The following is a 14,288-nucleotide window of genomic DNA, read 5'->3' as shown; positions in this document are numbered from 1 at the left end:
TCAGCTCTTCCAGGACCAGTCTTGGAAGTACATGAGGTTCATCGGGTCCTGCGGCTCGACGCCCTGCAGGTCCGACTTGTACGCCGAGATCTGGTAGACGGGGTTGGGCATCCACAGCACCGGCAGGTCCTTGGCCAGGAAGTCGTTGTACTCCTGGAGGGCGCCGGCGTCGGCGGAGAACTGCGCCTTCTCGATGAGCTCGTCGGCTTCGGGGTTGCTGTAGCTGCCGAGGTTGACGGGGGCGTCGGTCTGGAAGAGCCGCTCGCCGGAGGCGAAGGCCGGGTAGTACCAGCTGCCCTGGGAGCCGAAGAACGACATGTCCCAGTCGCACTTGGACTCCTCCGGCTTGCAGGCGGGGGTGACCGCGACGGAGTCGGGCACCTCCTTGATCGTCAGCTGCACGCCGACCTTGGCCATCTGCGACTTGATCTCGGCGAACATCTTGGTGGTCGCGGAGAAGCCGGACTGGCTGGTGACGGTGAAGCTCAGCGGGGTGTCCTTGGCGATGCCCTCACCGCACAGCGACGGGTCGGCGCAGGTGGTCTGCCCGTCGGGGACGACCTTCCAGCCGTGGCTCTCCAGCAGCTGCTTGGCCTTGGCCGGGTCGAACGGGTAGACGCAGCCCTGGCCGGGCGGCGTGCCCTGCTTGGCCGGGACCGGGCCGCAGGTCGGCTGCGCCATGCCGGCCCAGATGACCTTGCTGATCGTCGGCTGGTCGATGAGCATCTGCAGCGCCTGGCGCAGGTAGAGCTGCTTGAACAGCGGGCCCGTCTTGGGGTTGTTGAAGTTCAGCTGCAGGTACGTGATCGACCACCCGTACCAGGGGGCGACCTTGTACCCCTTGGACTCCAGGTACGACTTCTGCGACAGGTTGGCCGGCGGGATGTAGCCGTAGTCGATGTCGCCGGCGCGCAGCACGTTGAACTCGGCGTCGTCGCCGGTGAACGGGCGCAGCACGATCTTGTTGATCTTCGGCTTGTCGGGTCCGGAGTAGGCGTCCTGCTTGGCCAGCACCACCTCGCCGCTGGGCACGTAGCTCTCCAGCTTGAAGGGGCCGCTGGTGGTCTTCCACAGCGGGTTGGTGGCGTAGGACTTGGGGTCCTTGGAGGCGGCGGTCAGCTCGTCGAACGTCTTCTTGGGGTCGCCCTTGTCCCAGGCGTGCTGGGGGAGGGGGACGATGCGGTTGAGCTGGTTGCCGACGAACCAGGCGGCGTTGTAGGCCTTCTTGGTGGTGATGGAGAAGGTCTTGTCGTCCTTGACCTTGAACTCGGCGACGTTGTCGGGGAAGCCGCCGGGCCGGTAGGAGGCCCACTTGTCCTTGTTGGCGGTGACGAGGTCCCACCAGAACCGCACGTCCTTGGTGGTGATCGGCTTGCCGTCGGACCAGGTGTCGTCCTTGAGCGTGATGGTCAGCGTCTTGCCCTTGTTGCTGACCACGGGCGGCTCGGCCAGCGACCGCGTGGTGTTGATGTTGTCCTCGGAGCTGCCGTCGAGCTGGAAGCTGTAGAGCTTGCGGTACAGGGCGGTGGAGAAGATGTCGTTCTCGCCCTGGGTGAATCCGGGGGCCGAGATCGGCAGGATCCAGTTCGGCGTGCGCAGGGCGACGGTCACGGTGTCCTTGGCCTGCGCCGCTCCGCCCTGCGGCGAAGCGCCGCCGGCGCCCGCGCTGCAGGCGGTCAAACCGAGGCCGATGGCCATCACGCCGCTCACGATGCGGGTTCTCGTCCCCATGTTTCTCCTCGTCGAGACGTGCGCGGGCCCTTCTGGGGGCCTTCAGTCCGGAGAATGTATAGAGGTGCAAGTAGTAAGTCAATGTGAAAAATCCACTTTGTTCGGGACACTTATTTCGGGATAGAGTCCGCGGCGGAGCTATCCGCCGATGAGATCCGTGCGGAACGTCCGCGACATCCGCGCGACATCTTTCGGTGATCGTCTCCGTGCCCGATGATGGGCGTCTGCTGTGATGGCCCGCCGCCGGGCCCAGGGGTCGGGCCCGCTCGCGGGCCCCCGTGCTCGCCCTGCACACTGCCAGGGGGGAGGAGAGAGATGCCGGAGCCGCCCGCCAATCTGCGCGAGCAGGCGCTCAGCCTGCTGGCCAGTGGCAAGGCCGCCTCCCGGGCGGACCTGGTGGAGCTGCTGGAGGTGGCTCCCTCGACGGTTTCCAGCGTCGTACGCCGCCTGCTCGAGGAGGGCGCGATCCTGGAGGAGGGCGTGGGCGCCTCCACCGGTGGGCGCCGCCCCAAGATCCTGCGGCTGCGCGAGGACGGCGGCGTGTACGCCGTGGCCGAGCTCGGCGGCCGGCACGCCCGCGTCGGCCTGTGCGCGCCCTCGGGAGAGCTCCAGGTGGCCGAGGAGTTCGCCTGCGATATAAGCGCAGGCCCGCAGGCGATCTTCGACGAGATCACCGAGGCCTTCGACCGCATCAGGGCCGCGCACGCGCCAGGCCGCCGGCTGCTCGCCGTCGGCATGGCCCTGCCCGGCCCGGTGGACTTCCCGCACGGCCGCCTCGTCGGCCCGGCCCGCATGCCCGGCTGGAGCGGCTACGACGTGCAGAGCGACCTGCGCGAGCGGTTCCAGGTGAGCGCCGTCGTCGACAACGACGCCAAGGCCGCCGCCATCGGCGAGTACGTCACCCGCCGCGCCACCGGCGACATGATCTACGTCAAGGCCGGCAGCGGCATCGGCGGCTGCCTGGTCACCGACGGCCGCATCTACCGCGGCGGGCGCGGCCTGTCCGGCGACCTCACCCACGTGCGGGTGGCCGACAGCGGCGAGCGCGAGTGCTCCTGCGGCAGCCGCGGCTGCCTGGAGACCGTCGCGAGCGGCGCCGCGCTCGCCCGCGAGCTGGCCGGGCGCGGCCGGCCCGTCACCAACCTGCGCGACGTCGTGGCCGCCACCGTGGACGCCGACCCCGCCGTGGTCACGCTCGTCCGCCAGGCCGGGAGGCTGCTCGGCGTCGCCCTGTCGGGCCTGGTCAACTTCCTCAACCCCGACAGCGTCGTCATCGGCGGCGCGCTGTCCAGCCTCGACGTCTACGTCGCGGCCGTCAAAGGCATGCTGTACGAGCGCTGCCTGCCGCCCCTGACCCAGTCGCTGACCATCGAGCCGAGCGCCGCCGGCCCCGACGCCGCCCTCATCGGGCTCGGCCGCCTCCTGCGCGAGACGGCCGGCGTGAACCTCTCACCCGAGCAGCGGCCCGCCGCCGACGCCACCACCACCTCCTAGCCCCGAATCTTCTGGAAAGCAGCACCGTGTCCCTGCGCATCGCCATCTGCGGCATCCACATCGAGTCCAGCACGTTCTCGCCGCACCTGAGCGGCACCGCCGACTTCGACGTCACCCGAGGGCAGGCCCTGCTGGGCCGCTACGACTGGCTGGAGCAGCCGTGGGCCGCCGAAGTGGAGTGGGTGCCGCTCGTGCATGCCCGCGCCCTGCCCGGCGGCGCCGTCGAGCCCGCCGCGTACGACGCCTGGCGCGAGGAGATCGTCCAGGGCCTCGGCCAGGGCACGTTCGACGGCGTGCTGCTGGACATCCACGGCGCGATGAGCGTCGTCGGCCGCGAGGACGCAGAAGGCGACCTCATCACCGCCATCCGCTCCGTCATCGGCCCCGAGCCGCTGGTGTCGGCCGCGATGGACCTGCACGGCAACGTCTCCCACGTCCTGTTCGGCGGCTGCGACCTGCTCACCTGCTACCGCACCGCGCCCCACGTGGACGTCTGGGAGACCCGCGAGCGCGCCGCCCGCAACCTCGTCGAGGCGCTGCACCGCCTGCGCGCCGGCGAAGGACGGCCGCACAAGTCGCTCGTGCACGTGCCGATCCTGCTGCCCGGCGAGATGACCAGCACCCGCGTCGAGCCCGCCCGCGGCCTGTACGCCCGCATTCCCGAGGTCGAGTCCAGGCCCGGCGTGATCGACGCGGCCATCTGGATCGGCTTCGCCTGGGCCGACGAGCCGCGCTGCACCGGCGCCGTCGTGGCCACCGGCACCGACGCCGCCGCCACCGAGCAGGCCGCCCGCGAGCTGGCCCAGGCGTTCTGGGACGCCCGCGACGACTTCGCTTTCGTCGCGCCCACCGGCACCATGGACGAATGCCTCGACGCGGCGCTGAAGGAGGGCGCGGCCCGGCCGTACTTCATCAGCGACTCCGGCGACAACCCCGGCGCGGGCGGCGCCGACGACGTCACCTACGCCCTGTCGCGCCTGCTGGCCAGGCCCGAGATCCGCGACGGTTCCGTCCGTGCCGTCTACGCCTCGCTCTTCGACCCCGAGGCGGTGGCGCTCATCGGCCACCTGCCGGTGGGCTCTTCGGTCAGGGTGCGCGCCGGCGGCCGGGTGGACACGCGCCCGCCGGGCCCGATCGAGCTGGAGGGCACGCTGGAGGCCGTGGCCGACGACCCCGACGGCGGCCGGGTGGTGAGCGTGCGGGTCGGCGGGCTCAGCGTCTTCCTCACCTCGCGGCGCATGCAGTACCGGCTGCTGGAGTCGTACCGGCGGCTGGGCGTGGACGTCGCCGATGTGGACGTCGTCACCGTGAAGATCGGCTACCTGGAGCCCGAGCTGTACGAGGCCGCCGCCGGCTGGATGCTGGCGCTCACGCCTGGGGGCGTGGACCAGGACCTGCACCGGCTGCCGTACCGCAGGCTCAACCGTCCCATCTTCCCGCTCGACGCGGACGCGACGCTCACGCTGTAGCGCTCACCGCTGATCGGCGGGAGCGCGGAGCTTGGCCATGATGCGGTCGAGCTCGGCCAGGTCGTCGGGACCGAGAGCCAGCAGGGAGCGCGGCGGCCGGGCCATGATCCGCTCGGCCTCCTCGGCGGCCGCCGTCCCCGCCGGGGTGAGTGTGACGATCTTGCTGCGCCGGTCCTCGGGGGAGACGCTGCGGGTCACGTAGCCGCGCCGCTCCAGGTCGTCCACCATCAGGCTCGTGTACGGCTTGTCGGTGGCGAGGTCGGCGGTCAGCTCCCGCATGGTCATCGGCCCGGACGACAGCAGGTGGCGCAGCGCCTTGACCCGGTAGAAGCTCATGCCGAGGGCGTCGGCCACCTCCTTGCGGCGGTTCTCCTGCCGCAGCACGAGGTCCTGCATGGCGGCCCAGACCCGGCTCACCGCCTCCTGGCCGTGCTCGTGACCCTGCCGCTCGTCGGAGGGCTCGCGGTCCGGGGTGTCGGTCATGACGTGGTCGCCGTTCTGTCGGGGGAGTGGGCGAGCCGTTCGGCGGTGCGCGTGGCGCTGCGGCGGGCCCAGCCGGTCGTGGTCAGGATAGCGAGCAGCACGATCGCCGAGCCGCACCCGGTGACGATCCACCAGCCGATGCGGCTGGCCTCAGGGAAGTGGGTGGCGAACGGTCCCGCCACCGCCGAGGTGACCAGCGAGCCGATGACCGCGACGCCGAGCGTCTGCCCGATCTGCCGGCTGGTCGAGGTCACCGCCGCCGCCACTCCGGCCTGGGCGCGCGGCATGCCGGAGACGGCGGTGTTGGTGATCGGCGCGTTCAGCATGCCGAAGCCCAGCCCGAACAGCACGTACGCGGCCATGAGCCGCCAGAGCGGGGTGCCGGCCGCCAGCCCCGTCATGATCAGGCCGCTGGCCCCGATGGTGATCCCGGCGAGCAGCAGCGGGATGCGGGTGCCGGACGCGGCCACGATCCGGCCCGACAGCGGCGAGCAGATCACGGTCAGGCCGGCCATGGGCAGCGTGTAGAGGCCGGCGTGCAGGGCGGACAGGCCCAGCACGTTCTGCAGGTAGAGGGTGTTGACGAAGAGGAAGCCGCCGAAGGCGGCGAACCCGCACACGGCGGTCACGGTGGCGCCCGCGAACGGCACGCTGCGGAAGAAGCGCAGCTCGATCAGCGGCTCCTCGGTGCGCAGCTCGTAGCCGATCAGGCCGGCCAGCGCCAGCGCCGCCACCGCGAAGCAGCCCAGCGTGCGCGGCGATCCCCAGCCGGCGGCCGGCGCCTCGATCAGCCCGTACGTCAGCGTCACCAGCATCACGATGACCAGCACCTGACCCACCGGGTCCACCCGGCGCGGGCGCGGCGCGCGCGACTCGGGCACGAACAGCGCGCACAGCACGAACGCGGCCACCCCCACCGGGATGTTGATCCAGAAGATCGACTGCCAGCCGACCGCGCCCACCAGCGAGCCGCCCACGAGCGGCCCCAGCGCCATGCTGACGCCGCTCACGCCACCCCACACGCCGATGGCCCGCGCCCGCTCGCGCGGCTCGGTGAACGTGTTCGTGATGATCGACATGGCGACCGGGTTCAGCATCGACCCGCCTACGGCCTGCACGGCCCGCGCCGCGATCAGCCAGCCCAGGCCGGGCGCGAGCGAGCACAGCAGCGAGCCCAGCGTGAACAGCGTCAGCCCGGTCTGGAACGTCCGGCGCCGCCCGATCCTGTCGGCGGTGGAGCCGGACAGCATGAGCAGGCCGGCCAGCACCACCGTGTAGGCGTCGATGATCCACTGCAGGCCGGAGACGGAGGCGTTGAGATCGCGCCGGATGGAGGGCAGCGCGATGTTCACGATCGTGACGTCCAGGCCGACGATGAACAGGCTCATGCAGCAGATGGCCAGGACGAGCATCCGCCGCCGGGGGCTGAGCACGGGGGTCACGGCCGTGGGGGAGGACCGATCAGTTATAGGCACACAACGATTATATTCGCGTAACTAAAGATTCGTCCCAGGTGGGGGATGTTCGACGGCCTTGGACGCTACCGGCAGGTTCTGCTCTCCGGCGCGCAGTGCTTGATCTCGGGGTAGCCGGGCGACGGCCTGTCGAGCAGCGGCCGGTGCCCCCTGCGCAGGTGCCGGTCAAGGAAGGCCGTCACGTAGGCGCGGGTGACCGCCATGGCGCGGGCGCCGGAGATGCCGGCGCCGGCGTCGAGACCGAGCTGATCGACCAGCACGCCGAGGTCCGTGAACGACAGGTGCTCCGCCCCGGTCAGCAGGAGCCGGCGCTTCCACCCGGTGAGCCGCTCCCAGTCCCGCTCCCACGTGGCGGCGGCGGCCTCGCCCTGCCCGGGTGTGTAGGTGGACGGCTTGCCGAGGAACACGAACGGCCGCGACAGCCCGCCCTCCGGGATCGCCATGTCCGTGGTGCCGTCGATGTCGATGCCGGCCCGTACGCGGGAGTCGCTCAGCAAGGCCGGGATCGTACCGGCCCCGCCGACCGAGTGACCGGCCATCGCGATCCTGGACGGGTCGATCAGGCGGGCGCCCTTCCACGCCGCCCGCGGCCCGGTGAGCCGGTCGAGCACGAACGACACGTCGCGCGCCCGGCTCTTCACAAGGCCCACCCACCACTCGGGGGTCTTCTCGATCTCGCAGGTGACGCATGTGGTGACGCGCCCGTCGGGGAAGGTCGTCGCGATGCTCTCGTAGGTGTGGTCGATCGCGGCCACCACGTACCCTCTGCTCGCCAGCTCCTCGGCGAGCCCGGTCAGCTCCGAGCGCGGCTTGCCGTGGCCGGGGGAGAGCACGACCAGCGGCAGCCCGCGCTCCCGCCCGGCCGGGCGGGCGTCGGTGTAGGCGTGGGTCCTGGTCGTGCTGAGGATGCCGGGAGGAACGCTGGTGATTTCCCGTCCTTCAGCAGCAGCTCGGACTCCTTGGGCGTCATGTACTGCGCGCGGTGGCGGCCCGGCGACTTCGCCGGGTACCAGACCGACACCATGAGCTCGCGGTACTTCACGCTCGGCAGCCACGGGTCAGGACATGAGGTGTCCTTCAGGTGCAGGGCCGTGAAGCCCACCGGGCTGGAGCCGGTCGGCGCGGGCAGGGCCGGGGCGGCGGCCGTGGCCTGGGCGGGGGTCGTGTTCACGGCCGGGGTCATCAGGGCGAGCAGCCCCGCGACGACGGCCGCGCCGCGCTGGAACCGGGTGCGGGCATGACTCATGACGGTGTCCTTTCTCATGGGGTACTTCTTCGGGGCGTTTCATGGCAGGGGTGAGCGCCCCCGTGACCCGGGGGTGCGTCACAGGGGAGGGGTCAGGGCAGGCGGTGGCGGGTCCACCAGAGGCAGAAGCCGGTGAGCAGGGCGGTGGCGGTCAGGAAGAGCGCGGTCTCCGCCCATTGGAGCGGCCAGAAGCGGCCGGCGGGGTAGTACGTGATCCGCTGCTGGTAGCCGTGGTCGGCGAGCTCGTCGAAGCACGCCTCGATGGCCGGTACGTCGAGTCCCGTCCGTACCGGTCGATCCGACCCAGGTGGCGGCGGCGCGCAGCGACGCACCCAGTCGGGCAGGGCGGCGACCGTGCGGCCGGACGCGTCCACGGTCTCGTTGACGACGACCCAGGCTCCCGGCGGTCCCGCCACGGGCACCGCGACCCGCACCAGCGCGAAGACCGCGACGGTGACCGCCATCGCCGGCACGGTGCGGCGGACGACGGCACCGGCGGCGATGCCGGGCACGAACGCGAAAGCGGCGTAAGCCATGGGCGCCACGCCGCGCGCGCCGAAGAGCCGCGGATCGACACGCGTGAGGAGCTCGACGCTTCCCGCGCCGACGGGCAGGGCGGTGACGTCGGGCCACCACGTCGTCTCCGCCGTGTCCGCGATCGTGTCGAGAGGACCGGCCCACCAGGTGACCGCCAGGCTGAGCAACTCTGATGCGGCCACGGCCGCCAGGCCGACGACCGCCAGCTTGGTGACCAGCCAGCGGGTACGGGTGACGCGTACGGACGACCAGCGTCGTCTGCCGCTCGGTGTGCGCGGCGGTGACCACGTGCTGGTCGGCGGGCAGCCTGGCGGGGTAGCGGCGGGGACCGCTGAGCCGGTGGTGCACCGCCAGCAGCTCCTCGACCTCCCCTTCGACCCTGATCCGGCCGCCGGCCAGCACCACAACGCGATCGCAGACGCGTTCAAGATCGGTGATCAGATGGGAGGAGAGCACGACGCTGAGTCCGTGCTCCGCGACCGCCTCCATGAGATCCTGCAGGAACTCGCGGCGGGCGAGCGGGTCGAGCGTGGCGACGGGCTCGTCGAGGAGCAGCAGCTCAGGCCGCTTGGCCAGGCCCAGCGTGAGGGCGAGCTGGGCGCGCTGGCCGCCCGACAGCTTGCCGGCCCGCTGCCCGGGGTCCAGGCCGAGGCGGGCGATCCTGTCGCGGGCCAGGGCGTCGTCCCAGCCGGTGTTGAGCCGGGCGCCGAGGCGGAGGTGGTCGGCGACGGTCAGCGCGGCGTAGACGGGGGCGTCCTGGGCGACGTAACCGACCTTGGCGAGCTGGCCGGCACCGCTGCCGGGGCGGCCGCCGCACACCTCGATCGTGCCCGAGGTGGGGGTGAGCATCCCGGCGGCCAGATTGAGCAGCGTCGATTTGCCCGCGCCGTTGGGGCCGACGAGGCCGGTCACGTGCCCGGCCGGGATGTCGAACGTGCAGCCGTCCAGCGCGGTACGCCGTCCGAACCGCTTGGTCAGCGCCCGAGCCCGGATGCTCGGAGCCTGGTCGGTGGTCGTGCCGGCCGTTCCGCCGCTGGGCTGCCTTTGCCTGGCACGGTCACGCTATGTTCTCTTGAGCGACGCCGCGAAAGGTGGTCATGAACAGGGCCTCGATGCTCTCGTCGTCCAGCCCGGCCCTGCGGGCGTCGGCCAGCCAGCGCTGCAACCGCTGCCGCAGCGGGCCGTGCGCGGCCAAGGTGGTGTCGGCCAGCGTCCTGGTCACGAACGTGCCGACACCGGGACGGGCGGCGACCAGCCCTTCGTGTTCGAGCTCCCGGTAGGCCTTGAGCACGGTGTTGGGGTTGATCGCCAGCCGGGACACCACGTCTTTGACGGTGGGCAGCCGGTCTCCTTCGCGCAGCATGCCAAGGCGTAGCGCGTGCCGTACCTGCTGGACGAGTTGCAGGTACGGCGACAGGCCGGAACGGCCGTCCAGATAGAACTCGATCACGTGACTTCCTCCATTTATCTATATCTATAGCACTTTGGAGGAGGGGTGAAGACCGAGTCCGGATCGAGACGGCACACGCTCCAGCCCGTGAACGGCACTATCAGTGCGAAGGCGCGGTGACCAGGCCGGCCCGCCCGCACCGCACACCCGCGCCCCAGCCCGCGTCCCACCAGATGGGCCGCCGACGACCCCACCGGCACACCCGCCCCTCCTGCGGCGAGGTACGCCCCGAGCACCCAGGCGGGATGCCCCAGCCCGGAGACGCCGGCGTGGCCGCGCCCGTCAGCACGGCGATCCCGTCGAGCCGGCCCATGGTGAGCGCGTCCAGCCGCCACGCGAGCGGGATAGACAGCGGCAGCGCGGCGCGCAGCAGGGTCCGTCGCGATCAACATCGGGCGGCGCCTGACCCGGTCACCCAGGAGCCGGTGGGCAGGCCGAGTACGAGTACCGTGATCGTGGTCGGGGAGCTGAGCAGGCCCACTTCGCCGGGGCGGGCGCGCCGAGAGCGGTCACCGCGAGCAGCGGCAGCTCCACGTACCCGGCCTGCGGCCTGGCCGGCGCGCATCGTACGGGCCGCTACGTCCTCTACGCCCGCACGGCCGTCGCCGAAACCCTGCTGTCCGGCGCCCCTGGAGCCCGCGCGGGCGCTCGTGGGGATGGCGCGGGTGTTCGAGGGAGAGTGTGAGGGGCCGCGGGGATGGCGCGGATGCTCGCGGGGAGGGTGCGAGGGCTCTGGGGATGGCGCGGGCGCTCGTGGGGAGGGTGCGAGGGCTCGCGCTGGAGGCGCGGGCGCTCGTGGGGAGGGCGTGAGGGCTCGTGGGGAGGGTGCGGGCGATCACGGGAGGGACGCACGGAGCGCGGCGGTAGCGGGGGCGACCGCGCTGGGAGCGGTGGGACGGGCCACAGCCCCTGACCGCGACAAGCCCGGCCCGCCGCTCCCAGACACGGCTCAGACCGTGGACACCTCGCCGGCCACGATCTGGTCGCGCAGCGGGGCGAGCGCGCCCGCGATCGTCGCGATGGTCTCCTGCGGCACCCCGCAGTGCGTCAGGGCCCCCGCCAGATGCCCGACCACCGCGTCGAAGTCGCTGCCGGTGATGCCCAGGCCGGCGTGCGCCTGGTCCATCGTCTTGCCCCGGTACTCCTGCGGCCCGCCCAGCGCCGCCGCGACGAAGCTGCGCTGGTGCGCCTTGAGCTTGCCCATGTCGGTGCCGCCGATCTGGTCAAAGATGGACGCCATTGGTGACCTTCCCTCCGGTGCGGATACCAGGAGGGTCACGCCGGGCCGTTCCATCGCCGTGACACACCGGCAATACGCCTGCACCATCGCGCTCACCGAGGTGACATCGGCGTAACGTGGCGCCTTCACGCGGCCGAGCGGACGAAGGAGCCGGCAGGCGCGCAGGCGGACCTGTCCCCCGGGCGCCGGCCGAGGCCCGCACCCGCCGTGGGGCTCTTGACGGGGCAAATGAACGATTTTTTAATTCGCTCAAGGACGTCCCGGAACCGAGACCCAGCACAGACGGGAACGAGGGCATGAAGGTACAGATCGACCCCGGGTCCCCGAGCGGAGCCGTACGATGACCGCCACCGACCGCTTCGGCGAAGAGCTCGCGCAGGCGCGCAAGAACCGCCCCATCGGCACGGCCACCGCCCCGGTCACCGACCCGGTCACGGATTGGGCGACCGACTTCTCCCACGTCGATCCCCAGTGGGCCGCCGATCCCTATCCCATCCAGGATGATCTTCGCGAGCGCTGCCCCATCGCGCACACCGAGCGGTTCGGCGGGGTGTGGCTGCCGACCCGGTACGAGGACATCGCGTCGATCGCCTACGACACCGACCGGTTCTCCTCCCGGGCGATCATCGTGAGCAACGTCCGCCCGCCCAAGGAGCTGGCCCCGGTGGGGGCGGTGCCGCCGATCTCCTCCGATCCGCCGTTCCACCACGATGCCCGCAAGCTGCTGCTGCCCGCGTTCACCAGGTCGGCGGTGGCCAAGCGGGAGGCGGCGACCAGGGCGTACTGCCACGAGCTGATAGACGAGATGCGCGGCAAGGAGGTCGTGGACGCGGCCGCCGACTACGCCCAGCACATCCCGATGCGGGTGATCGCCGACATGCTGGGCTTTCCGCCCGAGGACGGGCCGAAGTTCGCCAAGTTCGTCGAAGCCGCGCTGGAGAGCATCAACCGGCCGCAGGAAGAGCGCGTGGAGGGCTTCGAGAGGCTGACGGACTACCTGGTGGCGCAGATCCACGACCACATCGAGCACCCGCGCGACGACCTCACCACGTACCTGATGAACGCCGAGCTGCACGGCCGCAAGCTCGACCCGATCCACGTGGTGGGCATGATGACGCTGCTGCTCATCGCCGGGATCGACACGACGTGGAGCGCGATCGGGGCCTCGCTGTGGCATCTGGCCAAGACGCCGGCCGACCGGGAGCGGCTGGTGGCCGAGCCGGAGCTGCTGCCGACGGCGATGGAGGAGTTCCTGCGGGCGTACGCGCCGGTCACCATGGCCCGCCTGGTCAAGGAGGACATGACCTGGCGCGGGGTGGAGATGAAGGCCGACGACTGGGTGCTGCTGTCGTTCCCCTCCGCCAACCGGGATCCGCGGCAGTTCGAGCGGGCCGGTGAGGTGGTGATCGACCGCGAGGTGAACCGGCACGTCGCGTTCGGGCTGGGCATCCACCGGTGCGTCGGCTCGCATCTCGCGCGCATGGAGCTGCGGGTCGCGCTGGAGGTCTGGCTGGAGCGGATCCCCGTGTTCGAGCTGGCCGACCCGGCGGCGGTGACCTGGGCGGCCAGCCAGGTACGCGGGCCCAGGACCCTCCCCGTCCGTATCGGCTGACGGCCCCCACCGGCTGTCGGCCTCCCAGGCTCCACACCGCCGCCCTGGACGGGAACGTACGGCGAATCTAGAATCCGAATCTAGAATTTGCGTCCGTTCCTTGAGGTGGGGTCATGCCGCATCGGATCTATGTCGACGGTGAGTGGGTACAGGCGAGCGGCGGCACGCCGATACCGGTGGTGAACCCCGCCACCGAGGAGGTCTTCGACGAGGTGCCGCGCGGCGGCGTCAAGGACGTGGCCCGCGCGGTCGAGGCCGCTGCCGCCGCCCTGCCCGGCTGGTCGGCCCGGCCGGTCGCCGAGCGGGCCGCCCTCTGCGCGAAGGTGGCCGAGGCCCTGCGGGAACGCGCCGACGAGCTGGCCGACATGATCGTGGACGAGCTGGGCATGCCGCTGAAGCTCACCAAGGCCATCCAGGTGGGCGCGCCCATCCGGACGTTCGCCTCGATGCCGCAGGTCGCCGCCGAGATCGCGTTCGAGGAACGGCTCGGCAACTCGGTCGTGCACCGCGACCCCATCGGCGTCGTCGGCGCCATCACCCCGTGGAACTACCCGCTGCACCAGATCGCCGCCAAGGTCGCCCCCGCGCTGACCGCCGGCTGCACGGTGGTGCTCAAGCCGAGCGAGGTCACGCCGCTGAACGCGTTCGTGCTGGCCGATGTCATGCACGAGGCCGGCGTGCCCGCGGGCGTGTTCAACCTGGTCTCCGGCACCGGGCCCGAGGCCGGGGAGGCGCTGGCCGGCCACCCGCAGGTGGACATGGTCTCCTTCACCGGCTCCACCAGGGCCGGGCGGCGGGTCGCCGAGCTGGCCGCCGCCGGGGTCAAGCGCACCGCGCTGGAGCTCGGCGGCAAGTCCGCGAACGTGCTGCTCGACGATCTCGACGACGCCGCCTTCGAGGACGCCGTACGCAAAGGCGTCGCCGCCTGCTACCTCAACTCGGGCCAGACCTGCTCGGCGCTGACCCGGCTGCTCGTCCCGCGCGAGCGGCTGGAGCAGGCCGAGCGCGTCGCCGCCGACGAGGCGAGCACGTACACGGTGGGCGACCCGCGCGACCCCGCCACCAGGCTCGGCCCGCTGGTGTCGGACGTGCAGCGCGAGCGCGTACGCGACCACCTGCGCTCGGCGGCCGAGGACGGCGCGACCGTGCTCACCGGCGGCCCCGACGCGCCCGACGGCCTGGAACGCGGCTTCTACGTGCGGCCGACCGTGCTCACCGGCGTGACCCCCGAGGCGCGCGTCGCCCAGGAGGAGATCTTCGGGCCGGTCCTGGTCATCCTGCCCTACGACGGCGAGGACCAGGCGGTCAGGATCGCCAACGGCACCGCGTACGGGCTGGCCGCCGGAGTCCGCGGCGCCGACCCCGAGCGCGCCTACCGCGTCGCCCGGCGGCTGCGCGCCGGGCAGATCAGCGTCAACGACGGCGCGCACAACGGCCTGGCCCCCTTCGGCGGCTACAAGCAGTCCGGGTACGGCCGCGAGTACGGCCGCTTCGGGCTGGAGGAGTTCCTCACCACCACGTCCATCCAGCTCTGAAGCACCGGGGGAGAAA

At 71.7% G+C, this 14,288-nt stretch carries 12 protein-coding genes and 1 pseudogene; 4 read left to right on the top strand and 9 right to left on the bottom strand.

Annotated elements, in window-relative coordinates; genetic code table 11:
- Positions 1–1,731: a peptide ABC transporter substrate-binding protein gene (locus AB0K67_RS03975; RefSeq protein WP_364052430.1), complete on the bottom strand. Its 1,731-nt coding sequence runs from the start codon at positions 1,729–1,731 to the stop codon at positions 1–3.
- Between the two features lie 315 nt (positions 1,732–2,046).
- On the opposite strand from AB0K67_RS03975, the gene AB0K67_RS03970 reads away from it, so the two are divergent.
- Positions 2,047–3,225: an ROK family transcriptional regulator gene (locus AB0K67_RS03970; RefSeq protein WP_364052427.1), complete on the top strand. Its 1,179-nt coding sequence runs from the start codon at positions 2,047–2,049 to the stop codon at positions 3,223–3,225.
- 26 nt (positions 3,226–3,251) lie between these two features.
- The gene (locus AB0K67_RS03965; RefSeq protein WP_364052424.1) at positions 3,252–4,694 is read left to right on the top strand and encodes a M81 family metallopeptidase; all 1,443 of its coding nucleotides are present in this window, start codon (positions 3,252–3,254) and stop codon (positions 4,692–4,694) included.
- Between the two features lie 3 nt (positions 4,695–4,697).
- Here the strand turns inward: AB0K67_RS03965 and AB0K67_RS03960 are convergent, their stop codons facing one another.
- The 8 genes and pseudogenes from AB0K67_RS03960 to AB0K67_RS03925 form a co-directional block, all read right to left on the bottom strand.
- On the bottom strand, positions 4,698–5,177 hold the full coding sequence (locus AB0K67_RS03960) for a MarR family transcriptional regulator (protein ID WP_364052421.1): 480 nt from the start codon (positions 5,175–5,177) through the stop codon (positions 4,698–4,700).
- Positions 5,174–6,652: an MFS transporter gene (locus AB0K67_RS03955; protein WP_364052418.1), complete on the bottom strand. Its 1,479-nt coding sequence runs from the start codon at positions 6,650–6,652 to the stop codon at positions 5,174–5,176. The genes AB0K67_RS03960 and AB0K67_RS03955 overlap by 4 nt, the downstream gene beginning before the upstream one ends.
- Positions 6,653–6,717: 65 nt before the next feature.
- Positions 6,718–7,485, bottom strand: a complete 768-nt coding sequence (locus tag AB0K67_RS03950) for a hypothetical protein (RefSeq protein ID WP_364052415.1) — start codon at positions 7,483–7,485, stop codon at positions 6,718–6,720.
- Positions 7,446–7,916 carry a hypothetical protein gene (locus tag AB0K67_RS03945; protein ID WP_364052412.1) on the bottom strand — a complete coding sequence of 157 codons (471 nt, stop codon included), beginning with the start codon at positions 7,914–7,916 and terminating at the stop codon, positions 7,446–7,448. The genes AB0K67_RS03950 and AB0K67_RS03945 overlap by 40 nt, the downstream gene beginning before the upstream one ends.
- Before the next feature lie 74 nt (positions 7,917–7,990).
- The gene (locus tag AB0K67_RS03940; RefSeq protein WP_364057587.1) at positions 7,991–8,617 is read right to left on the bottom strand and encodes a hypothetical protein; all 627 of its coding nucleotides are present in this window, start codon (positions 8,615–8,617) and stop codon (positions 7,991–7,993) included.
- A gap of 319 nt (positions 8,618–8,936) precedes the next feature.
- Positions 8,937–9,347, bottom strand: a pseudogene (locus AB0K67_RS03935) (ABC transporter ATP-binding protein); the annotation flags it as partial.
- Positions 9,348–9,492: 145 nt separating this feature from the next.
- Positions 9,493–9,885 (bottom strand): GntR family transcriptional regulator, encoded by a 393-nt coding sequence (locus tag AB0K67_RS03930; protein WP_364052409.1) that lies wholly within the window; start codon positions 9,883–9,885, stop codon positions 9,493–9,495.
- A gap of 949 nt (positions 9,886–10,834) precedes the next feature.
- Positions 10,835–11,125: a group 1 truncated hemoglobin gene (locus AB0K67_RS03925; protein ID WP_364052406.1), complete on the bottom strand. Its 291-nt coding sequence runs from the start codon at positions 11,123–11,125 to the stop codon at positions 10,835–10,837.
- 340 nt (positions 11,126–11,465) lie between these two features.
- Here AB0K67_RS03925 and AB0K67_RS03920 point away from each other — a divergent pair, with 340 nt between their 5' ends.
- Positions 11,466–12,737, top strand: a complete 1,272-nt coding sequence (locus AB0K67_RS03920) for a cytochrome P450 (protein ID WP_364052403.1) — start codon at positions 11,466–11,468, stop codon at positions 12,735–12,737.
- Between the two features lie 113 nt (positions 12,738–12,850).
- A complete protein-coding gene (locus tag AB0K67_RS03915; protein ID WP_364052400.1) occupies positions 12,851–14,272 on the top strand; it encodes an aldehyde dehydrogenase family protein in 1,422 nt (473 codons plus the stop codon).
- The last annotated feature ends 16 nt before the right edge of the window (positions 14,273–14,288 follow it).

Source organism: Nonomuraea sp. NPDC052634 (assembly GCF_040678535.1).
Classification (GTDB): Bacteria; Actinomycetota; Actinomycetes; order Streptosporangiales; family Streptosporangiaceae; genus Nonomuraea; species Nonomuraea fastidiosa.
The sequence above is the reverse complement of the archived record's forward strand: the minus strand, read 5'-3'. Positions and strand labels throughout refer to the sequence as shown.

Bases quoted from the DNA above. Each gene is read 5' to 3' on its own strand.
- AB0K67_RS03975 (WP_364052430.1), bottom strand. From the start codon at position 1,731: ATGGGGACGAGAACCCGCATCGTGAGCGGCGTGATGGCCATCGGCCTC.
- AB0K67_RS03970 (WP_364052427.1), top strand. From the start codon at position 2,047: ATGCCGGAGCCGCCCGCCAATCTGCGCGAGCAGGCGCTCAGCCTGCTG.
- AB0K67_RS03960 (WP_364052421.1), bottom strand. From the start codon at position 5,177: ATGACCGACACCCCGGACCGCGAGCCCTCCGACGAGCGGCAGGGTCAC.
- AB0K67_RS03945 (WP_364052412.1), bottom strand. From the start codon at position 7,916: ATGAGAAAGGACACCGTCATGAGTCATGCCCGCACCCGGTTCCAGCGC.
- AB0K67_RS03925 (WP_364052406.1), bottom strand. From the start codon at position 11,125: ATGGCGTCCATCTTTGACCAGATCGGCGGCACCGACATGGGCAAGCTC.
- AB0K67_RS03920 (WP_364052403.1), top strand. From the start codon at position 11,466: ATGACCGCCACCGACCGCTTCGGCGAAGAGCTCGCGCAGGCGCGCAAG.
- AB0K67_RS03915 (WP_364052400.1), top strand. From the start codon at position 12,851: ATGCCGCATCGGATCTATGTCGACGGTGAGTGGGTACAGGCGAGCGGC.